At 38.7% G+C, this 21,547-nt stretch carries 22 protein-coding genes; 7 read left to right on the top strand and 15 right to left on the bottom strand.

Translation table 11 applies throughout. The annotated features are described in order from the left end of the window. Positions 1 to 18: 18 nt before the first annotated feature. Positions 19 to 222, bottom strand: coding sequence for a membrane or secreted protein (locus ATE92_RS01910; protein ID WP_100802092.1), 204 nt, complete (start codon positions 220 to 222; stop codon positions 19 to 21). A 91-nt stretch (positions 223 to 313) separates the two neighbouring features. Here ATE92_RS01910 and ATE92_RS01905 point away from each other — a divergent pair, with 91 nt between their 5' ends. Next, positions 314 to 925, top strand: coding sequence for a fasciclin domain-containing protein (locus ATE92_RS01905; protein WP_100802091.1), 612 nt, complete (start codon positions 314 to 316; stop codon positions 923 to 925). Here the strand turns inward: ATE92_RS01905 and murB are convergent. Together murB and ATE92_RS01895 are read right to left on the bottom strand one after the other, a co-directional pair. Beyond that, positions 922 to 1,935, bottom strand: a complete 1,014-nt coding sequence (gene murB, locus ATE92_RS01900) for a UDP-N-acetylmuramate dehydrogenase (protein ID WP_100802090.1) — start codon at positions 1,933 to 1,935, stop codon at positions 922 to 924. The two genes, ATE92_RS01905 and murB, sit on opposite strands and share 4 nt — an antisense overlap. Continuing rightward, complete coding sequence (locus ATE92_RS01895) at positions 1,935 to 3,125, bottom strand: pyridoxal phosphate-dependent aminotransferase (protein WP_100802089.1); 1,191 nt, start codon at positions 3,123 to 3,125, stop codon at positions 1,935 to 1,937. Before ATE92_RS01895 ends, murB begins: the two co-directional genes overlap by 1 nt. A gap of 115 nt (positions 3,126 to 3,240) precedes the next feature. Between ATE92_RS01895 and ATE92_RS01890 the strand changes: the two genes are divergently transcribed. Next, on the top strand, positions 3,241 to 4,572 hold the full coding sequence (locus ATE92_RS01890) for an aspartyl protease family protein (RefSeq protein WP_157809531.1): 1,332 nt from the start codon (positions 3,241 to 3,243) through the stop codon (positions 4,570 to 4,572). Positions 4,573 to 4,626: 54 nt separating this feature from the next. On the opposite strand, the gene ATE92_RS01885 is transcribed toward ATE92_RS01890, so the two are convergent. Then, positions 4,627 to 5,022 carry a DUF1573 domain-containing protein gene (locus ATE92_RS01885; protein ID WP_100804316.1) on the bottom strand — a complete coding sequence of 132 codons (396 nt, stop codon included), beginning with the start codon at positions 5,020 to 5,022 and terminating at the stop codon, positions 4,627 to 4,629. Positions 5,023 to 5,149: 127 nt separating this feature from the next. On the opposite strand from ATE92_RS01885, the gene ATE92_RS01880 reads away from it, so the two are divergent. After that, entirely contained in the window at positions 5,150 to 7,780 is a 2,631-nt protein-coding gene (locus tag ATE92_RS01880) for a valine--tRNA ligase (protein WP_100802087.1), read from the top strand. Between the two features lie 238 nt (positions 7,781 to 8,018). Here ATE92_RS01880 and ATE92_RS01875 read toward each other — a convergent pair whose 3' ends face one another. The 6 genes from ATE92_RS01875 to rsfS form a co-directional block, all read right to left on the bottom strand. After that, positions 8,019 to 8,291 (bottom strand): acyl-CoA-binding protein, encoded by a 273-nt coding sequence (locus tag ATE92_RS01875; RefSeq protein WP_100802086.1) that lies wholly within the window; start codon positions 8,289 to 8,291, stop codon positions 8,019 to 8,021. Next, complete coding sequence (locus ATE92_RS01870; RefSeq protein WP_100802085.1) at positions 8,288 to 8,938, bottom strand: phosphatidylserine decarboxylase family protein; 651 nt, start codon at positions 8,936 to 8,938, stop codon at positions 8,288 to 8,290. The genes ATE92_RS01875 and ATE92_RS01870 overlap by 4 nt, the downstream gene beginning before the upstream one ends. Further along, entirely contained in the window at positions 8,928 to 9,731 is an 804-nt protein-coding gene (locus ATE92_RS01865; protein WP_100802084.1) for a phosphatidate cytidylyltransferase, read from the bottom strand. Before ATE92_RS01865 ends, ATE92_RS01870 begins: the two co-directional genes overlap by 11 nt. Positions 9,732 to 9,734: 3 nt before the next feature. Continuing rightward, the gene (locus tag ATE92_RS01860) at positions 9,735 to 10,334 is read right to left on the bottom strand and encodes an LUD domain-containing protein (RefSeq protein ID WP_100802083.1); all 600 of its coding nucleotides are present in this window, start codon (positions 10,332 to 10,334) and stop codon (positions 9,735 to 9,737) included. A gap of 111 nt (positions 10,335 to 10,445) precedes the next feature. After that, positions 10,446 to 12,389, bottom strand: a complete 1,944-nt coding sequence (gene ftsH / locus ATE92_RS01855; protein WP_100802082.1) for an ATP-dependent zinc metalloprotease FtsH — start codon at positions 12,387 to 12,389, stop codon at positions 10,446 to 10,448. Positions 12,390 to 12,407: 18 nt separating this feature from the next. After that, positions 12,408 to 12,779, bottom strand: coding sequence for a ribosome silencing factor (gene rsfS / locus ATE92_RS01850; protein ID WP_100802081.1), 372 nt, complete (start codon positions 12,777 to 12,779; stop codon positions 12,408 to 12,410). A gap of 85 nt (positions 12,780 to 12,864) precedes the next feature. Here rsfS and ATE92_RS01845 point away from each other — a divergent pair, with 85 nt between their 5' ends. Next, positions 12,865 to 13,596 carry a biotin--[acetyl-CoA-carboxylase] ligase gene (locus ATE92_RS01845; protein WP_157809530.1) on the top strand — a complete coding sequence of 244 codons (732 nt, stop codon included), beginning with the start codon at positions 12,865 to 12,867 and terminating at the stop codon, positions 13,594 to 13,596. Here ATE92_RS01845 and ATE92_RS01840 read toward each other — a convergent pair. Together ATE92_RS01840 and pyrE are read right to left on the bottom strand one after the other, a co-directional pair. Beyond that, on the bottom strand, positions 13,593 to 13,985 hold the full coding sequence (locus ATE92_RS01840; RefSeq protein WP_100802079.1) for an orotate phosphoribosyltransferase: 393 nt from the start codon (positions 13,983 to 13,985) through the stop codon (positions 13,593 to 13,595). The genes ATE92_RS01845 and ATE92_RS01840 overlap by 4 nt on opposite strands. Before the next feature lie 42 nt (positions 13,986 to 14,027). Then, the gene (gene pyrE, locus ATE92_RS01835) at positions 14,028 to 14,696 is read right to left on the bottom strand and encodes an orotate phosphoribosyltransferase (RefSeq protein ID WP_100802078.1); all 669 of its coding nucleotides are present in this window, start codon (positions 14,694 to 14,696) and stop codon (positions 14,028 to 14,030) included. 7 nt (positions 14,697 to 14,703) lie between these two features. On the opposite strand from pyrE, the gene ATE92_RS01830 reads away from it, so the two are divergent. Further along, positions 14,704 to 15,333 (top strand): NUDIX hydrolase, encoded by a 630-nt coding sequence (locus ATE92_RS01830; RefSeq protein WP_100802077.1) that lies wholly within the window; start codon positions 14,704 to 14,706, stop codon positions 15,331 to 15,333. On the opposite strand, the gene ATE92_RS01825 is transcribed toward ATE92_RS01830, so the two are convergent. Next, complete coding sequence (locus ATE92_RS01825) at positions 15,295 to 17,064, bottom strand: M14 family metallopeptidase (protein ID WP_157809529.1); 1,770 nt, start codon at positions 17,062 to 17,064, stop codon at positions 15,295 to 15,297. The genes ATE92_RS01830 and ATE92_RS01825 overlap by 39 nt on opposite strands. A gap of 119 nt (positions 17,065 to 17,183) precedes the next feature. On the opposite strand from ATE92_RS01825, the gene ATE92_RS01820 reads away from it, so the two are divergent. Further along, positions 17,184 to 18,056 (top strand): T9SS type A sorting domain-containing protein, encoded by an 873-nt coding sequence (locus ATE92_RS01820; protein ID WP_100802076.1) that lies wholly within the window; start codon positions 17,184 to 17,186, stop codon positions 18,054 to 18,056. A 220-nt stretch (positions 18,057 to 18,276) separates the two neighbouring features. On the opposite strand, the gene rho is transcribed toward ATE92_RS01820, so the two are convergent. Continuing rightward, a complete protein-coding gene (gene rho, locus ATE92_RS01815) occupies positions 18,277 to 19,959 on the bottom strand; it encodes a transcription termination factor Rho (protein ID WP_100802075.1) in 1,683 nt (560 codons plus the stop codon). Between the two features lie 198 nt (positions 19,960 to 20,157). Here rho and ATE92_RS01810 point away from each other — a divergent pair, with 198 nt between their 5' ends. After that, entirely contained in the window at positions 20,158 to 20,568 is a 411-nt protein-coding gene (locus ATE92_RS01810) for a DUF4293 domain-containing protein (RefSeq protein ID WP_100802074.1), read from the top strand. 403 nt (positions 20,569 to 20,971) lie between these two features. On the opposite strand, the gene ATE92_RS01805 is transcribed toward ATE92_RS01810, so the two are convergent. Beyond that, complete coding sequence (locus ATE92_RS01805) at positions 20,972 to 21,463, bottom strand: metallophosphoesterase (protein ID WP_100802073.1); 492 nt, start codon at positions 21,461 to 21,463, stop codon at positions 20,972 to 20,974. Between the last annotated feature and the right edge of the window lie 84 nt (positions 21,464 to 21,547).

The raw sequence follows: 21,547 nt of genomic DNA, 5'->3' as shown, positions 1-21,547 counted from the left end.
GCTGCTCGAGAATTTATGTTATAGATGAGGTTCTTCGGTACAAGATTCAAACTGGTCGGGCGTTTTTCCGCAGAACCCACACGCTTCACCATCCTTGTTTAAAAACGGACTCTGACTTGCGCATGTTCCGGCAAACTTTCCGTCTTTTTTACCCCAAATCTTAATTGCAATTCCTGCGACTGCAAGCAGCAAAACAATAAATGTGATTATAAAAAGTCCCATACCTTTATTTTGAAGTACAAAAATACAATCTTTCTTGGTGATGTGGAGGTAATTTGACTATTTTTAGCATTAATTTTTGAACAATTAAGATATGAATTATATAAAACGATTTCTGTGTATTTGTGCTGTATTGGCAGTTGTTTCAGCTTGTAAGAACGATGCAAAAGACACAAATGCCGAGACTATGGAAACTAAGGCCGACACAGTAGCACCTAAGGTGAAAAAAATTCCTACCGAAGCCGAAAAAGCCCAAACCAAAAGTGTGATGAGTAAGGTGATGGTAACTCCCGAATTGAAGACTTTTGCGAGTTTTTTAGTTTCCGCGGGAATGACAGATATTTTGATGAAAGAGCAGGGGCCATATACAGTTTTGGCACCTACCACCGCGGCTTTCGATGCCATGGAAAAAGCCAAGCGGGAAAGTTTCTTAAATCCTAAGAACAAGGAAGCTTTGGTTGCCATGTTGAAAATGCACATTGTGGAAGGAAATCACGATTCGGTTTCTCTGGTTCAAAATATTAAAACGAACGGTGGAAGTTATGTACTAACTACCATATCCGGAGCGACCTTAAAAGTAACAAAGAAAGGTAGTGATATTGTTGTTACCGGTATTAATGGCGAAAAAGGAATTGTTGGGAAGAGTGATATTAAAGCGAACAACGGCGTAGTGCATACTTTGGACACTGTGTTTTTAGCCGATTAAAACACATTCACTTCGGGCTCAATGTAGATCCCGAATTTTTCTTTTACCGCCTTCTGAATTTTTATGGCGAGCTCCCAAATTTCATTTCCGGTGGCATCACCGTGATTTACAAGCACCAACGCCTGATTTTTATGCACTCCCGCATCGCCAAAGCGCTGTCCTTTAAATCCCGCCTGTTCTATTAACCAGGCAGCGGGAATTTTAAATTCGGTCGCTGAAACTTCATAAAAGGGAGCATCCGGATATTGCAGTCGGAAGCTTTTAAAAGTCTCACCATCAACTACAGGATTTTTGAAAAAACTTCCGCTATTCCCCAATTCTTTCGGGTCGGGTAGTTTGGATTGTCGAATGGCAATTACCGCTTCCGAAATATCTTTAATGGTAGGGATATCGATGTGCTTTGCCGCTAGATGATCTTTTATCGCCCCGTAGGAGGTATGCAAAATATGTTTCCACTTTGAGAGGGTAAAGGTCACGGAAGTGATAATATATTTCCCTTTAATTTCGGATTTAAAAATTGAGTTTCTGTAGTCGAATTTACATTCCTCCTTACTGAAAGTTCGTTCCTGTTGTGTTTCAATAGCAACAGCAGTACAACTCTTAAAAACATCTTTAAGTTCGACGCCATAGGCACCAATATTCTGAATAGGAGCAGTACCTACATTTCCGGGGATGAGCGATAAATTTTCAACTCCTCCATAATCGTGTTCGATGCAGTATTGCACAAATTCATGCCAGTTCTCGCCGGCCATTACCTGCATGGTAATGAAATCGTCATCTTCGGAAACCACCGAAATACCTTTTAAATTGATATACAAGACAAAGGCGTGAACATCTTTGGTGAGCAGCATATTGCTTCCTCCACCTAAAATAAATAGGGGTTTGTTTTTTGCTTCGGCAAGTGCTTCTTTTAATTCGGGAACCGTTTGTATTTCAGCAAACAAATCGGCTTTACAATCAATTCCGAAGGTATTGAATAATTTAAGTGATTTGTTGTGTTCAATTTGCATTAATCGCGGTATTGTTCCAGAGCAACTTTTAAGATTTCAACGGCCCTAATCAAACTCTCTTTTTTAAGGACATAGGCGATACGCACCTGATTTAAACCAACCCCGGGACTGGAATAGAATCCGGCTGCCGGAGCAACCATCACCGTTTCGCCGTTGTGATCGAATTTTTCCAGAAGCCACTGTGCAAAGGCGTCACTATTTTTAACTGGAAGTTCTACAATACAGTAAAACGCTCCTTTTGGCATCCCAACTTTTACACCTGGAATGGCTTGTAAATGTTTAATTAATGTATCGCGACGCTCCTGATACTCGGAAATAACCTCGTCGAAATAGCTTTGAGGCGTTTCCAAAGCAGCTTCACTGGCAATTTGCGCAAAGGTTGGCGGGCTTAAACGTGCCTGGGCAAATTTTAGAGCCGTATGCATTACCTCTTTGTTTTTAGAAACAAGACACCCTATTCGCGCTCCACACATACTGTAGCGTTTCGAAACCGAATCGATAATAATACCGTATTCGCCCATCCCTTCCTCTTGAAGGATAGAATAGTGTTCGAAGCCATCGTAGGTGAATTCGCGATACACTTCATCGGATACCAAAAATAAATCGTGTTTTTTAACGATGGAAGCGAGGGTTTTAATTTCTTCTTTTGAATAAAGGTAGCCTGTGGGATTTCCGGGATTACAAATAAGGATGGCCCTGGTTTTCGGGGTAATTAATTTTTCGAATTCTGAAATAGGAGGTAAGGCGAAGTTGTTTTCAATTTTTGAAATAACGGGAACAATAGTAACACCCGACGCCGTTGCAAAACCGTTGTAATTGGCGTAAAAAGGCTCAGGGATGATTATTTCGTCACCCACATCGGCGATACTTCCCATTGCAAAAAGGAGTGCTTCACTTCCACCGGTGGTTACTATAATATCGTTGGCTTCAACGATTATTTCATTATTTTTATAGTAGTTCGCTATTTTCTTTCGGTAGTCTTCCGAACCTTCCGATCGTGAATAGGCCAGTACTTCGAGACTATGAGTTGCAACTGCATCCATGGCAATTTGCGGTGTCTTAATGTCCGGTTGACCAATATTTAAATGATAAACGGTTTTGTTCTGCTTATATGCTTTTTCGGCATAGGGAACCAACTTTCTAATAGGTGATTCCGGCATGTTTTTTCCTTTATTCGAAACTGAAGGCATGGCTAATATATTAGGAAACAAAGTTGCGAAATATATTTTATAAATCCATACTGTATTGCGCTACTTTGGGCAATTTTTTATATCTTCAATTCCATTGAAAAAGAATTTTAAAATATTGAAGATTGCCCTACTACTGGGAGTATTTTTAGGGGGTATAGCCACTGCATTTTCTCAAAGTGGATTTTTCCTTCCGGAAAATAAAGTAAAAGATCGTGTTGCATTCGAATTAGTCAATAACCTTGTGGTAATCCCTGTGGAGGTGAATGGCACAAAGCTTTCATTTTTATTGGATACAGGTGTAAACGCCACGATTCTGTTTGGAGTGTCGCAGGATGATTCGTTGGAATTAAGGAATACAAGGCCGTTGAAAATTAGAGGATTGGGAGATGGCGGGAGTATTGATGCTCTGCGTAGTAAAAACAACACTGTAAAGATTGGAGATGCTGTAGATAATGATCATACGATATATGTAATTTTTGAACAAGCATTAAACCTGTCACCGCGAATGGGACTTCCTGTACACGGCATACTGGGATATGATTTCTTTAAAAAATTTATTGTAAGAACAGATTATATTGGAAAGCGAATTGTCTTTTATAATCCTGAAAAATACACCCCTAAAATTTGTAGTAATTGTGAAGTTTTTAATCTCACAATGCATGAAAACAAACCGTATGTGGATATTACAATTTCTTCAGAAACATTTCCAAAAAAGGCAACATTATTAATCGACAGCGGCTCCAGTGATGCCTTATGGCTTTTTGATGAAACAGGCATTATAACAGAATCCCCGAAAAACTATTTTGAAGATTTTTTAGGACTGGGTCTAAGTGGAAATATCTTCGGAAAAAGATCCCGACTCAAAGAAGCGAGTTTAGGTGACTTTAAGCTTCGCGATGTTCATGTGGCATTCCCAAACAAAAACGCTACAGACAGTATCAGTTTTTACAAAGAACGCAATGGAAGCTTGGGTGGCGAAATTCTAAAACGTTTTAGCGTGATTATGGACTATCCCAACCAGAGAATGATTCTCAAAAAGAATGGTAATTTCAACGATTCTTTCCACTATAACATGAGCGGTATAACCGTAGAACACGATGGTTTGGTAGTAGTAAAGGATGAAAAAGATAAATTCAACAACCTTATTAATACACAGGATGTCAATGAAACAAATGGTGCTGTTCGTATTTATACCCAAAAAGTATACAGCTTTTTTCTCGCACCAAAATTTGTAGTAGCCGATGTGAGAGGAGAGTCGCCGGCAGCATTGGCCGGAATTGAAAAGGGAGATGAAATTATTAGTATAAACAATACGCTTGCCTATAGATACAAACTATACGAATTGGTCGAACTTTTTAGCTCGAAAGAAGGAAGAAATATTTCATTGATAATTGAACGAAACGGCATTCAATCTAAGGTGCGATTTACTCTTAAAAAAATTATATAAAAAAAATCCGTGTTATCGAAAGACAACACGGATTCTATTTATTTGTTATAATCGTTATCCGGTTTTCTCCAAAACGCTTTTTCCTTCCTCCAGCACTTCACCTTTAATTTTAAGCGCCTTAATTGGTTCATCTGCGTTCGAATATACTGTGATTGTCTTTCTAATAGGTCCAACACGATTTGTATCATACTTAACCTCAATTGAGCTTGACGCACCCGGTGCAACGGGACCATCCGGTTTTTTGGGTACTGTACATCCACAACTTGATTTCACATCTGTAATTATCAATGGAGCATTCCCGGTATTTGTAAATTCAAATACACGAACACCGTCACTACCTTTTGCAATGTTTCCGTAATCTACGGTATCGGTCTTAAAGCTAATCTTGGCCTGCGCTGCAGCGGCAAAGCTAATCAACGATATACACGCTATAAGCACTAATTTTTTCATAATTTCTAACATTTTAGAATAGCTAATGTAAGTATCTTTCTTACAAACTGCAAAATAAGTTATTCACTTTCGTAATCTTGCAGATATAACTACTTTTGTAGATTATAGTTCAAAAATCAGACCAAAAATGGCTTTAGAGGCAAAATATAACTCTCAAATAGTTGAAAATAAGTGGTATAGCTACTGGATGGAGCATAACTATTTCCACAGTGAAGTAGACGAACGAGAGCCGTATACCATCGTAATACCCCCTCCAAATGTTACCGGGGTCTTACATATGGGACATATGCTGAACAATACACTTCAGGATGTGTTAATTCGTCGTGCCCGATTAAAAGGATACAATGCATGCTGGGTACCGGGAACCGACCACGCCTCAATTGCTACCGAAGCTAAGGTGGTTGCAAAATTGAAGGAGGATGGTATCGCGAAGGAAGATCTATCACGGGAAGTGTTTTTGGAACACGCCTGGGATTGGACCCATAAACACGGTGGAATTATCCTGGAGCAACTTAAAAAATTAGGTGCTTCCTGCGATTGGGAACGCACTAAATTTACTATGGATGACGATATGTCAGCATCTGTTATCAAGGTGTTTGTCGATTTATACAAAAAAGGAAACATTTACAGAGGCTATCGCATGGTAAATTGGGATCCTCAGGCAAAGACCACCTTGTCTGACGAGGAGGTAATTTATCAGGAAAAACAAGGAAATCTCTATTATTTAAATTATAAAATTGAAGACAGTGATGCTTTTGTAACCATTGCTACAACACGCCCTGAAACAATTTTAGGTGATACTGCCATATGTATCAACCCTGCAGATGAGCGTTTCAGACATTTAAAAGGGAAAAAAGCGATTGTTCCTGTTTGCAATCGCGTGATTCCAATAATTGAGGACGAATATGTTGACATCGAGTTTGGAACAGGGTGTTTAAAGGTAACTCCTGCTCACGACGAAAATGATAAAATGCTTGGAGATAAGCATGGTTTGGAAGTAATCGATATTTTAAATGATGATGCGACTTTAAATAGTTTTGGACTGCATTACAAAGGCAAAGACCGATTTGTAGCCAGAAAAGAAATTGTAAAGGAACTGGAGTCGATGGGTGTTTTAATCAAAACCGAATTACACACCAATAAAGTTGGAACCAGCGAACGCACCGGAGCCATTATTGAACCTAAATTAAGCGATCAATGGTTCTTAAAAATGAAAGAACTGGCGCAGCCTGCCCTTGATGCCGTACTAGAGAAAGAGGTCCAACTTGTACCCGAAAAGTTTGTAAACACCTATCGCCATTGGATGGAAAATGTTCGGGATTGGAATATTTCTCGTCAGTTGTGGTGGGGACAGCAAATTCCGGCCTATTATTTCGGCGACGGAAAAGAAGATTTTGTAGTTGCTGAAACTTTAGAGGAAGCTGTTCTGGAAGCTCGGAAAAAATCGGGAAATTCAAACTTGGAAGCTGTCGATCTAACACAGGATCCCGATGCGCTTGACACATGGTTTTCTTCGTGGTTATGGCCAATTAGTGTCTTTGGAGGTATTCTGGAACCCGATAACAAGGAAGTAAATTATTACTATCCAACAAACGATTTGGTTACGGCTCCCGAGATTCTATTTTTTTGGGTGGCTCGTATGATTATTGCCGGGTACGAATACCGGAACGAAAAACCATTTACCAATGTGTATCTCACTGGAATAGTGCGGGATAAACAGCGTAGAAAGATGAGTAAGTCTTTGGGAAATTCACCGGATCCTATCGAATTGATAGAAAAATACGGTGCCGATGGCGTACGGGTTGGAATGCTGTTAAGTTCGCCTGCCGGAAATGATCTTATGTTCGATGAAGATTTGTGCAAGCAGGGAAGCGGTTTTGTTACCAAAATTTGGAACGCCTATCGTTTAATTGACGGCTGGGAGGTTTCTGAAGCTAAGGGTGAAACCGATACAGCTTCCGTGGCAATAGCTTGGTATCGGAACACATTTCAGAAGAGTTTGGCTGAAATTGAAAATCATTTCAGCAAATACCGAATTAGTGATGCCTTAATGGCCACGTATAAATTGGTGTGGGACGATTTCTGTTCCTGGTTTCTGGAAATGGTAAAACCTGCTTATGGCGAGCCTATTTCGGCTAAAACCTACGCTGAAGTTATTTCGATATTGGAAGATAACTTAAAGATACTGCATCCGTTCGTTCCTTTTATTTCGGAAGAAATTTGGCAACATATTTCAGGAAGAAATACAAACGAAGCTTTGATAATTAGTGCTTGGCCGGAAATAACTTCCTATGATGAAAAATTAATTGCTTCGTTCGATTTTGCTTCTGAGGTAATTGCGGGGATTAGAACCATTCGGAAAGAGAAGAATATTTCGTTTAAGGATTCTATAGACCTTTCGGTTATTAATAATGATAGGGTTTCAGCAGATTTTGATACTGTAATTTGTAAGCTCGGAAATGTTTCAAAACTGGAATATAGTTCCGAAGCAGTTGAAGGCGCTTTGACATTCAGAGTAAAATCCAACGAATATTTTATTCCTATTAAGGGCGCTATAGACATCGATGAAGAAATTGCAAAACTTAGTGAAGAATTGAATTATACACAAGGATTTTTGAAGAGTGTACAAGGAAAGCTTCGCAATGAACGCTTTGTGAGTGGAGCGCCGGAGCAAGTGGTTGCTATGGAAAAACAAAAGGAAGCCGACGCCATTGCTAAAATCGAAACGCTTAAAGCAAGTTTAGCTAATTTAAAGTGAGCAGTGAGCCGTGAGCAGTGAAGGGTGAAAAGGAATTAGGGAATAGGGAAAAGGGAATAGCGAAAAGGGAAAAATATTTTACTTACAGCTTACCGCATTCAACTTTCAAATCCCAAATCCCAAATCCCAAATCGTAACTTCCGAAGGGTGAGTGGTGAATTGGGACGAATAATATAATTTTGCTCACAGCTCACAGCTCACAGCTCACAGCTCACAGCTCACAGCTCACAGCCACTCCTCACTTTCGATACAAAAAGTATTGTTTTACCGCTTCTATGTACAACTCTTTAGCTTCGTCGGTGGTTAGTCCACGGGTTTGGAAAAGGGCGTTGGTTTTAAAGGCTGAAACTAAAGGATTGCTACTGTTACTCCTGGGACTGTCCTGGGAGTTGGTGGCACGTTTATAATAGGCATATAATTTAAGTAGCACATCTGCAGGAAAGGGATCTGTATGATTGTTAATGCTGTCTACAGCATTTCTAAAGGCGATATCTAATTCTTCAGAAGTCATTTTGATGCAATACTGGTAATCCCTCCTTTAACCATTTGATTGAGCTTTACATCTATTGTGCAATCCAAAGGTAAAAATACATCCACACGAGATCCGAATTTAATAAATCCACTGTCTTCAGCCTGTTTAACCTCCTCACCTTCTTTGGCGTAATTTACAATCCGCTTCGCCAATGCACCGGCAATTTGACGGTGTAAGATGTCTCCAAAGGTATTGTTGTTAACGACCACAGTTGTCCGTTCATTTTCTTCGCTCGATTTGGGGTGCCAGGCAACCAAATATTTCCCCGGATGGTATTTGCTATACACTACTTTTCCACCAACAGGATAGCGAGTTACATGCACATTTATTGGCGACATAAAAACGGATACCTGAATGCGTTTCTCGTTGAAATATTCCTTTTCAAAAACCTCTTCTATCACGACCACCTTTCCATCTACGGGAGATACAAGCTGTGATTCACTGGCAGTAAAGTTTCTTTTTGGATTTCTGAAAAATTGTAGTACCAACACCAAAAGGACGATAAAAATAATAATGACTCCTCCTTTAAGCATTGTATTCACTACAAAAAAATCTACCAAAAGACTCAGTATCACAATAATGAAAAAAGTGATGAGTATAATTTTGTGTCCTTCTCTATGAAACATAATCCATAATTTCTAAAAATGCATAAATAAAGGGAGCAGAGTAAATAATACTGTCCAATCTGTCGTACAGCCCTCCATGTCCCGGCATTAAAATACCACTATCTTTTACCCCTGCCTGGCGTTTAAACCTGGACTGGATTAAATCCCCTACAGTACCAAAAGCAGTAATGATAACGGCCATTGCTATCCAGGAATTTAAAGTAAAAAGTTGTGTATACTTAAAGATAAAAAAACCTGCACATACAGAGCCGGCTAAACCTCCTAAAAATCCTTCTACTGTTTTTTTAGGGGAAATTCGCTCCAGCAATTTGTGTTTCCCGAAATTCTTTCCAATTAAATAGGCAAAACTGTCATTAGACCATACTAAGATAAATATTCCTATGATAATTTCAGGAACAAATTCTTCGTTGCTAAATGGAATGAGGGTAATGAAAACAAATCCACTAATGATATAAAGTATGATTGTAACGTATTTCTTCTTTTCAAACATCGGAATTTTGTTAACCCAAAGAATATCTTTCAGTAAAAACAGATTGACAAAACCGGAAAGTATTAGGAACAAATACACAGCATCAATATCAAAAACGCGATAGCTTAAAAAATACATTCCCGCCGCTAACAATACATAAGCCAGATAGCTTTTTAAGTGTACTAATTTTAAAAATTCATAGACGGTAATAAGACCCAGAAGAAAGAAGAGTCCCATAAACCATTCGCGCGAGGCAAACATTGAAATGATGATTATCGAAATGTATAATGCACCCGATAGAGATCGCACAATAATTTCCTTCATAGATTATAGGTCTTCCAGTAGCAGCAAATATAGGTTTTTTGTGCTACTTCCATAACTCATGAAGTCCTTTTCTTTTTCGGTTTCGAAGTCTTGAATGGTGGTAATGTTACTTGGAATATGGCTTCTGCTCTGGTTTTTTATATTGCGAAGCCCTTCACTAATGTTGTCCACTAACTGACTGGTAGTCGCAAAAATCACAAAATTAGAAGGCAACTCTTTTAGTTTCTTTTCTTTTATTTGATTGGAGCAAAGTAAAATGGATCCATTATTGGCAACCAACGATTCACAAGTGGAAAGAAAGAAGGTTGCAGTTGTTTTTTTGATGAAATTTAAATTGTAACCCTCAAAGCGAGAAATTAATTGATCGTTAATGCAAAAGACATCTTGCTCGTACCAATCGTTCTCCAGTAAAATATTGTCAAATGCATCCAGAACTTCATCCAAATTCTCACAGTATAAAAATTTTCCACCATTCTTGTTGAAATTAAAGGTGAATTTTTCGTCGGTGGGTAACTTCTCTTCTGGGTAATATTTGCTCTGGTCAGATTTGGATTTTTCTTCTGACTTATAATTAGGATTTAAAAGTCTTTTAAACAGACTCATGTATAAGTTTTTTGAGGAGTGTTAAAACGTTATTCATCAAATATATAAAATCTAAACTGAAGTTCTGTCACCGAAAAACTAAAGTTTACAAGTTAAACGCAAATGGCGACACTATGTTGTAGCCACTTTTTCTTCTTCAGTTTTGTCGAAAGGTCGGTTGCCAAAAATTCGCTGAAGGTTATCCTTAAAAATAACTTCTTTCTCCAGCAATTCATTGGCAAGCAAAGTGAGTTTGTCTTTATTTTTTTCTAACAATTCAATGGCTCTTTGATACTGTGCTTCAATCATCCTGGATATTTCTCGGTCGATCATTTCAGCAGTTTTTTCACTATACGGCTTTGTAAAACCATATTCATTTTGTCCGGAAGAATCGTAATAGGTGAGATTTCCAATTTCTTCGTTTAAACCATAAATAGTTACCATGGCACGAGCCTGCTTCGTTACTTTTTCCAGATCGCTCAAAGCTCCCGTTGATATTTTTCCGAAGATTACTTTTTCGGCAGCACGTCCTCCCATTGTAGCACACATCTCATCCAACATTTGCTCGGGACGTACAATAAGACGCTCTTCCGGTAAATACCAGGCTGCACCCAATGACTGTCCGCGAGGCACAATGGTTACTTTAACCAAAGGTGCCGCGTGCTCCAGCATCCAACTTACAGTGGCATGCCCTGCTTCGTGAAACGCAATGGCTTTCTTCTCGTCGGGAGTTATAATTTTATTTTTCTTTTCGAGACCTCCCACAATTCGGTCAACTGCATCGAGGAAATCCTGCTTGTCTACAAATTTCTTTTCTTGTCTTGCAGCAATTAGGGCTGCTTCATTACAAACGTTTGCAATGTCTGCACCCGAGAAACCCGGCGTTTGTTTTGCGAGAAAATCAAGATCCAAAGAATCGTCAATTTTAATAGGACGAAGGTGTACTTCAAATATTTCTTTTCGCTCCCTCACATCGGGTAAGTCAACATAAATCTGTCTGTCGAAACGTCCTGCGCGCATCAAAGCTTTGTCCAATACATCGGCACGGTTGGTAGCAGCCAGTACAATTACATTGGTATTGGTGCCAAAACCGTCCATTTCGGTAAGTAATTGATTTAAAGTGTTTTCACGCTCATCGTTCGATCCTGAAAAGTTATTCTTTCCTCTGGCGCGTCCAATGGCATCAATTTCATCGATAAAAATAATGGCCGGCGATTTTTCTTTGGCTTGTTTAAACAAGTCACGTACTCGAGATGCTCCCACACCCACAAACATTTCAACAAAATCTGACCCCGAAAGTGAAAAGAAAGGCACTTTGGCTTCTCCCGCAACGGCTTTCGCCAATAAGGTCTTTCCGGTTCCCGGAGGTCCTACCAATAATGCTCCTTTTGGGATTTTACCTCCCAAGGCAGTATATTTTCCCGGTGTTCTCAAAAAATCTACAATTTCCTGTACTTCTTCTTTCGCACCTTCCAATCCGGCAACATCTTTAAAAGAAGTTTTAACATCGGTTTTTTCGTCGAATAGCTTGGCTTTCGACTTTCCAATATTAAAAATTTGTCCTCCGGCACCGCCACCGGCTCCCGATGACATCCTCCGCATAATAAATATCCAGATTCCGATAATCACAATAAAGGGCAGTAGCGTAAGGAGTAATTCTCCCCACATATTGCTGTCTGTATTCCAAACAATTTTCGTGTTTATACCGCTATCGGCCTTGATCTGGTTGATATCGTTTTCAAAATTTTGAAGATCACCAAATTCAAATTCGTAGGTAGGATCGTTCGCCCCGGCAGGGAAAATAGAATTTCCATTCTTCTTCGAGTGAACTTCTTTGGTTCTCGCTTCCGGTGTTAGGTAGACCTTGGCAATTTTTTTATTGACGATCTCTATCTTATCTACATCACCATCCTTTAAAAACTTTTGAAATTCAGATTGTGTAGTTTTAGCAGGTTGTGACCAGCTATTACCACCAAAAAATTGTATACCTAAAAATACAAGTATGATTGCGGCATATATCCAATAAGCATTGAATTTAGGTTTTTTTATTTCGGGTTTTTTATTTTCTTCGGCCATGTGGCTTGGTCTGTTTTTTTAATAAGTTGTTTCTATTTTTACTGATTTGGCATCACCCCATAATCCTTCGATATCGTAAAACTCACGGATGTGTTTCTGGAAAACGTGAACTACCACGTGAACATAGTCCATAAGTATCCATTCGGCATTATCACTTCCTTCGACATGCCACGGTTTTTCCTTGATGGATTTGCTCACTATTTTTTGAATTGAATTTACGATGGCATTTACCTGTGTGTTCGAGGTACCATCGCATATAATAAAATAGTCACATACTGTATTCTCTATATCTCTAAGATCCAGAATCTCAATGTTCTGTCCCTTAACTTCTTCAATTCCTGTTATAATTTGTGTTACAAGTTGATCTGTCCCGACTTCTTTTTTCGACATTAATAGTATTTATTTGCACAAAGTTATTACTTTTTTGTTTCTTGAAACGCTTTGTGAACGTATTAGTAATACAATCTTTTACCAATTGAAAATAATCAAACTTAATGCCATTGATTCCACCAACACCTACCTAAAAGAATTAGGCAAGGATTTGATGTTGGAGGATGGTGTTATTGTTATAACCAAAAAGCAGACAAAAGGAAGGGGGCAGATGGGGGCACACTGGCAATCAAAATCGGGAGAAAGCCTTACTTTTAGTATGTTTAAGCGGTTTAGTAGCTTGCCAATTGAGCACCAAGCCGGTATTACTTTTGCAGTAGCGCTAGGGGTGAAATCGGCACTTAAAAAGTTGCAAATTCCCGGAATTTCGGTGAAATGGCCTAACGACATTATGTCATACCAAAAAAAGCTGGCAGGAATTCTTATTGAAAATCAGTTTAAAAGCAATGTTATTTCCTCGTCGGTGATTGGAATTGGCCTGAATGTAAATGAAACAAAATTTGAAAACTTACCACAGGCAACTTCTATGCGATTAAATACGGGTGTAGTCTATAACCTGGATGAAGTGTTGACAGAAGTTTCAGAAGCGGTGATGATCGAATTACAACGTGTTGAAGGTGGTGATTTTTTAAAGTTGAAAAGTGATTATGAAAAAGTACTCTTCAGAAAGAATAAGGTTTCTGTTTTTGAAAATGAAGCGGGACAACAGTTTAACGGAATAATTAAAGGGATTTCCGAAGAAGGTTTCATTTTAATTGAAGCCGAAAACGAGACACTTCAGCAGTTCCGTTTAAAAGAAATAAAAATGCTTTTTTAGGAGTTTTCCAGATTGGTGGCCAACGTTTCTAAGAATTTGGTGATAGGGCCTTTAATCATCATCGCCATCATAGGATTAAAATCGCCTTCAAACTGAAGCTCTGCCTGTGAAGAATTTTCATCGATGGGCTCAATATTTCCTACCAATGTAAATGGAATTTTATCACTTATAGCTCCTAAAGTAATTTGAGTTGGAGCATTAATTTCTTTTACTTCCAGTGCAATTTCGGGCATTCCTTTTAATGCAAATACAAAGGCATCTTCTCTAATAACTTCGAACTTACTGATGTTTTCGGGCATTAATTGTTCAAAGTTTTCAACCTTACTTAGAAAATCACAAAGATCTTGAGCCGATTTCTGAACCGTTATTTTTTTACTTTTTAATTCCATGATTTGGGTTTCAAAATGTTTTTTGGGTATACTTGACAACAATTATGCCTCGTTTGCCTTCTTTACTTCTTTGGGATTCCAGTTGCCGGGATCCTTTCGCCATTGTGACAAGAGTTTTGCCTCTCCTCCCGAAATATATCTGAATTTTTCAGCCTGTTTTAAAAGGTTGTCGTAATTACTAAGTGTATTTAGCGTAACATCGGCCTTTTTAAAATTTTCTTCAGCCACTGCAAAACCATACGTAAAAATAGCCATCATGCCTTTTACATTTACATCGGCCTCACGCAAAGCCTCCACTGCCAGCAAGCTGCTCATTCCGGTACTTATTAAATCTTCCACCACTACAACTGTTTGGTGGGGCTCTATATATCCTTCAATTTTATTTTGTCTTCCGTGTTTTTTGGCTTCCGGTCTCACATAACAAAACGGCAGATTTAGGTAATCTGCTACCAGAGCACCTATCCCAATGGCGCCTGTTGCCACACCCGCGATTGCATCGGGTTTTCCGTAAATTTCTTCAATTTGAGCCGCCATCTGCTCACGAATAAAGTTGCGAATGGCTGGATATGAAAGGGTTACGCGGTTATCGCAGTAGATGGGAGATTTCCATCCCGATGCCCAAGTGAAAGGGTTTTGCGGTTGTAATTTAATTGCATTAATTTGCAATAATAATTCAGCCGTTTTTTGAGCTGTTTCTTTGTTTAAAATCATAGTGCAAATGTATAAAGTTTTTGTCAATGATATTCCTATAATCCTGTCGACAGAGAAAAAAATAGGGAAACAGTACACGGCCATCCCATTAAAACTTGCCAAGTTCAAAAAGTTGATCAATAAGATTAACAATGGGGAGTTGGTGTATGTGAATTTGTATCACAAAAACCCCGAAAAGCTGGAACAATTTCTTCGCAAAAAGCTCCCGGTTGTAGAAGCCGGTGGCGGAATGGTTTTTAACGATAAACGGGAAATACTCTTTATACGCCGAAACAAAAAGTGGGATTTGCCTAAAGGGAAGGTTGAAAAAGGTGAAACCTACGAGGAAGCGGCCCTACGTGAAACCATCGAAGAAACCGGAGTGAAGGATCTAACTATTAAACGGTTTATTACCAAAACCTACCATGTCTTTAAGCGGAATGAAAAGTTTAAGCTGAAAGTTACGTATTGGTATGAGATGCATTCTAACTACGACGGACCATTAATTCCGGAGCCCTCTGAAGGCATTAAAAAAGTCCGTTGGAAAGATTTTGAAAAAACACAAAAAGCGCTGCAGGATTCTTATGAAAACATAAAGTTGCTTTTCCCGAAGGAATATCTAACCACCCACCCTAATGATAGGATATCGCAGATGTGATGTTTCGTAATACGGCGATTGTTTGTGTATCCAGTCTAATTGTGCATACCAATTTGCCGCAAAATCGGGTTCTGTCGCTATTTTTGTTTCTAATTGTGCCTTTATCGTCGGATTTTCAATTAAGAACGTTTCGGCCATATCTTCCCACACATAGGGAGAAAAACCCTCCTTTTGTTGTAAAATAGTATCGAAAAAATTCCAGTTAAAGAAGGAGTCGGGTGCCGAAGGTTCGAGCGTTTCCAACAAATACCGAACTCCGTCTTGTTGAGTATTTACAACAATGTCTCCTTTTTTTACAACAACTTCTTCAGTCGTGGTGGTAACTTCGGTATTGTAGTGTAAATAATGCCCTTCGTAAGGGGAAGACACCGTTTCGAAATCTTTAATTCGATAAACCTGTGCAGTGATCGTTGTATCCTTCCGGATTGTTTCAAAACGAATTCTATTCAGTTTTAATCGTTCAACTACATGCCAATAGCCCTTCGGAATTATATATTTTTCAGGAATGGTCACCGAAGCGGAAGGTGTAAAGTAATTACTATAATTTACGTCTTTGGTAAAAGGTTTGTTTCGATCGTATTTTAGGCGATTGGCTCCCGTAATAGAACTGGGTATCATTTCCCCTTCATATCCTTTAAAAGAAATCACTGAGCTTTGTGTGCTATCTATCTTCCAGCTTAGCGGATATTCGGTTCCGGGTTTGTAATGCGTGAGCTCATTTTTCCGAAGCTCTTTGATCACTTCAGCATCAGCATCGGTAATTTCAATAAAGCTTTTCATAAGTTCGTAAGTGCCCTCTACACGTTGTTTATAGGGCTTAAGCATGTGTGTTTCCACCATCATCCCAAGGGTATTGTATAATGCGGCATAGCCTGTAGAATATCTGGGGCCATCCAAAAATTGGGAAAAACCGCTTTCCGGAGTTCGGTTAAAAACGTTAACATAGGGTGTAATGTCCCATTTCTTTTGCTGAAGGGAATCTTCCAGTTTTGGCATCAAGGAAGTATGCAGGTAATTTCCCAAATCCCCACCTAATTTGTTGTGTTGCGTAAAAAGATGTGTGAGCGTATACTGGTAATCGGCTCCGTTGCTTACATGATTGTCTATAAACAGGTCGGGATTCACGGTTCTGAACAAATCGGTAAAGGCTTTTGCATTTTTTGTATCGGTTTTAATAAAGTCTCTGTTGAGGTCGTAATTTCTGGCATTGCCTCTAAATCCATAAGCAACAGGTCCATTTTGATTTGTGCGTGTTGTACTGTTTCGTTGCAATGCGCCTCCAATATTATAAATAGGAATTACAGCGATGATTGTGTTTTTTGGTGCCGGTATTTTTCCTTCGGCCAAATCCCGAAGCAGCATCATGGAAGCATCAATACCATCACTTTCCCCGGGATGAATTCCATTATTGATAAGGAGTATATTTTTTTTAGACTCTGCAAATTCCGACTCGAAGGTTCTTTCTGGATTGAAAGTTACTAAATGCAAGGGTTCACCACTGTCTGTTTTGTCCATGGTATACATGGCAACAGAATTGTATTTCTCAGCAAGATTTGTGTAGTAAGTGACTATTTCTTCATAGGTAGCGGTTTCGGTGCCATTGGATTTTTCAAAAACCGTGGTGGTGTCAAATTCTTCCGACTTTACATTTTTACTACAGGAAACAGTAAAGGAAATAAAAATTAATAAAACTATTTGTTTCACATTCCTAAAGGTAATTGTATGCAACATATACAGGATATATAGGGTAAAAGAGTATTAAAAGGCGAAAGATTTAACACAAAAAAGATTGTTTTAAAGTTCGCTTTCATATATTTGTTAGACAATATTAAACTTTAAAAATACAAATTATGAAAAAAATTACATTATTAGTTTCTTGTATACTAGTGTCCGGGTTTGGTTTTTCCCAGACTACTATGACAGAAATTTATGGGGAATCAGACCCTGTAATCGTTTCAACACAAACAATTGAAAGAGCTCCATGTAATCAAAACGTAGCTTCAAATGCTTTGGAAAATGGTCTATTTTTTGGCGGAGCCACTAACCAAGCTTTGGCGATTGACATTGATGTGCCTGCGGATATGACTTTTTCGATTGAAGAAATTATTCCAACATTTGCAGATGAGCAAACCACCATGCAATTTGTTTTTTATACAGATTTAGCGGGTTTACCGGATACAGTAATAGAAACTGTAGTTGATTTTACTGTTACCGATGACGTTATTACCGGTAATAACTTTGGATTCGATTTTCACCAGTATACTGTATTGTTAGATACTCCTTTCGCATTGGAAGGTGGTCCGGCAGGTACTAAATATTGGATGGAAATTATTTGTGATGCTGTTGCTTGGGAGTCTACTTCTGCAAGTGCTACAGGTCTTCCGGGTGCTTTTAAAAATGATAATACTGCTCAAGTATGGACAATTGGAACTACAGACTATGTTTACGAATTAAACGGTGATTGTTCTCCAACTTTAGGCGTTGGTGAAACTTTGGCTGAAGTTGCTGTAATTTATCCTAACCCTGTTTCAAATACTCTTACTATCCAAGTACCTGCAACTGTTGAAATTCAACAAGCGGTGCTTTATGATATATTAGGTAAAAATACAGGTGTTCAATTGGTAAACGGTACTATGAATACTTCAAGTCTTGCTCGTGGAGTTTACATGTTGAACATTAAATCTTCTGCCGGTGACCTTACACAAAAAATTGTGAAGCAGTAATTCTGTCGAACAAAATAACAATAAAAAAAGCCTCGCAATTTGCGAGGCTTTTTTGTTTTTATCATAGCGTCCTATTCTTTAGAAATAGCACATAAAAAAAGCAGACTCTTAAGAATCTGCTTTTGTCAAATTGAACTTGATTCAGTTTCTAAAAAATGTTTTCCTCAGTTTTAAAGGATTCTGAATTAAATTCAGGATGACAAATTTTACAGAAGGGCTTTTATCCATTCATTGAGATTAAAAACTCTTCGTTGTTTCGGGTTTGTTTTACACGGTCGTTTATAAACTCCATGGCTTCCACAGGATTCATATCGGCCAGATACTTACGCATTACCCACATTCTTTGTATAGTGGCTTCATCAAGCAGTAAATCGTCTCTACGTGTACTTGAAGAGGTAAGGTCGATGGCAGGGAAAATTCTGCGGTTAGAGATCTTTCTATCCAACTGAAGCTCCATGTTACCGGTTCCTTTAAATTCTTCAAAAATAACCTCGTCCATTTTCGATCCGGTTTCAGTAAGTGCCGTAGCAATGATACTTAAGGATCCTCCATTTTCAATGTTACGGGCAGCACCAAAGAAACGCTTAGGTTTGTGCAATGCGTTGGCATCCACCCCTCCACTTAATATTTTTCCACTTGCGGGTTGTACGGTGTTGTAGGCGCGGGCCAAACGTGTAATTGAATCTAAAAGAATCACTACATCGTGACCACATTCTACCAATCGCTTTGCCTTATCGATAACCAGGTTCGCAACACGAACATGTTCGGTAGCTTCCTTGTCGAAAGTAGAAGCAACAACTTCACCACTTACGTTTCGTTGCATGTCGGTAACTTCTTCCGGGCGTTCATCAATTAAAAGAATAATTTGATATACTTCCGGGTGGTTAGCGGCTATTGCGTTTGCGATGTCTTTTAAAAGCATCGTTTTACCGGTTTTAGGCTGAGACACAATCATACCTCGTTGTCCTTTTCCAATTGGAGCGAACAAATCGATGATTCGGGTGGATATAGTGCTTTGCTTTCCGGCTATATTAAATTTTTCGGTTGGAAATAAAGGTGTTAAATGTTCAAAAGAAACACGGTCTCTCACCACGTTCGGATTTAAACCGTTTATTTTGTTCACTTTAATAAGTGGAAAATACTTTTCACCTTCCTTTGGAGGTCTTACTTCTCCCAATACTGTATCTCCGGTTTTAAGTCCGAAGAGTCGTATCTGCGATTGCGACACGTAAATATCATCGGGAGATGAAAGGTAATTGTAGTCACTGGAGCGCAAGAAACCGTAGCCATCCTGCATAATGTCTAATACACCTTCACTTTCAATAATACTGTCGAACTCAAAATCGGGTTCTTTGTATCGGTTTCTATTGTCCTTGTTGCCGTTATTTCGGTTTTCTTTCGGACTGTTGTGCGGAGTACTATGTTTATTGCCGTCTTTCTGTCGGTTGTGATCTTTTTGATGTTTCGGCTTACTTTCAGCTACATTCCCTTCTTTGTCGGACGACGATTTTTTGTCATCTTCTTTTGGCTTTTTCGCTTCCTGAGGTCGGGGTGTGTTTTTCTGATTTCGATTGTCGGTACGCGGAGGTCGTTGTCGGTTGTCTCGTTGTTGCGGTTTTTTATCGTCCTTTTCTGTCTTCACAGGTTGTTCAGATGTCACTTTTTCGGGAGTTGATCTCTCTGAAGTAGTTTTCTCTGAAGTTGTTTTCTCGGCATTTACTTTGGCTGCAGGAGCTTCAGGAATTACTGCTTTGATCGCTTTTGGATTGGCAGCTTGATAATCGAGGATTTGATAGACAAGGTCTAATTTTTTTAAGCTTTTGTATTTTGGAACACCTAAAGCATTGGCTATTTCCTGAAGTTCAGGTAATAGTTTTGTTTTTAATTCTGAAATTTCAAACATTTAAAAAATGTATAAGTTTAAATTGATACTAGATAATTTTCTGGGTAGGTAATTAGTTGAAAATTTTATCGAAGACTAAGTAACCGTTGTTGAAGTGGTTACGAATTGATACTGCAAGTATACAACAATAAATTAAATTTTGCATTTAATTTTTTTAAAAAGAAACGCTATTTTTGCATCCAATAAGAAGCTACTTTCATGCTACAGCGTATTCAAACAGTGTATTTAATCCTATCGATTCTCCTAATGGGAGGGTTGTATTTGTGGTTTCCTACCCTGCGTGATGCTTCAGGTGTTGCGGTGCTTCTGCCTAGTGACCCTTTGGCATTCTTACTTATTTTTGGGGCTATGGGTCTTATTATTATTTCAATTTTAAGTTATAAAAAGCGGCAATTACAATTTGTATTAAACCGTTTGTCGATCATATTAATCTTTGTATTACTGGGAGTTTTCGTGTACAAGTCGCTAAATGTATCCGGAGAGACTTTGGTCTCAGAGAAGGGTATTGGGGTGCTTTTTCCCGTCATTTCTATCGTTTTTTTAGTGCTGGCCAATAAGGCCATTAAAAGGGACGAGGATCTCGTAAAATCTGTTGACAGGTTACGTTAAACTACATCTTAGTATATTTTAGTGCGAAGCCCTCAAAGAATGCCATCTTTGGGGGTTTTTTCGTTTTTTTTGATAGTGAAGGGTGAAGGGTGAAAGGTGAAAGGTAAAATGGATTAGCGAAATAGCGAATTGACAAATTGTTGAAGAAAAGTTAGAAAAGAATAAAGAATAAAGAATAAAGAATAAAGAATAATTTAGTTTTACTCACTACTCACTACTCACTACTCACTACTCACTACTCACTACTCACTACTCACTACTCACTACTCACTACTCACTACTCACTACTCACTACTCACTACTCACTACTCACTACTCACTACTCACTACTCACTACTCACTACTCACTACTCACCGCTCACCACTTTATATTTAATTTTTAGTCATGAACAGTGAATAGAGTTTATTTCTTAAACTCAATCACCTCCAGATTCTGAATTTTCTCACCATCAATCTCAAATCGTAGCATGGTGCGTACCTGTTGAAATCCGTGTTTTCCAACCGCGCCGGGATTCATGTGTAGTAGCCCGGTTTTTTTGTCATTCATAACCTTAAGGATGTGCGAATGCCCGGTGATAAAGAGGCGCGGCGGATTGGCATAAAGTGTTTCCCGTATCTTCGGACTGTATTTTCCCGGATAACCCCCAATATGTGTAATCCAAACATCAACTCCTTCACAAAAAAACCGATTGTGCAAGGGAAATTCATTTCGTGCCTTGGCATCGTCTATATTGCCGTAAACGGCACGTAAGGGTTTTAGCTTCTTAATGTTGTCGGTCACGGCAAGATCACCAATATCTCCTGCATGCCAAACCTCATCGGCCTGCCCAACATACTGCAGAATTTTTTCATCTATATAACTGTGGGTATCGCTTAGGAGAAGAATTTTTGTCACTTTTTTAAATTTTTGTTATTACAAATGTAATTGTTCTTTGGCGTTTCTTTTTTAAAGCCGGCACCCGTTTTTTAAAGAATAATT

Source organism: Ulvibacter sp. MAR_2010_11, assembly GCF_002813135.1.
Lineage (GTDB): Bacteria > Bacteroidota > Bacteroidia > Flavobacteriales > Flavobacteriaceae > Altibacter.
The sequence above is the reverse complement of the archived record's forward strand: the minus strand, read 5'-3'. Positions and strand labels throughout refer to the sequence as shown.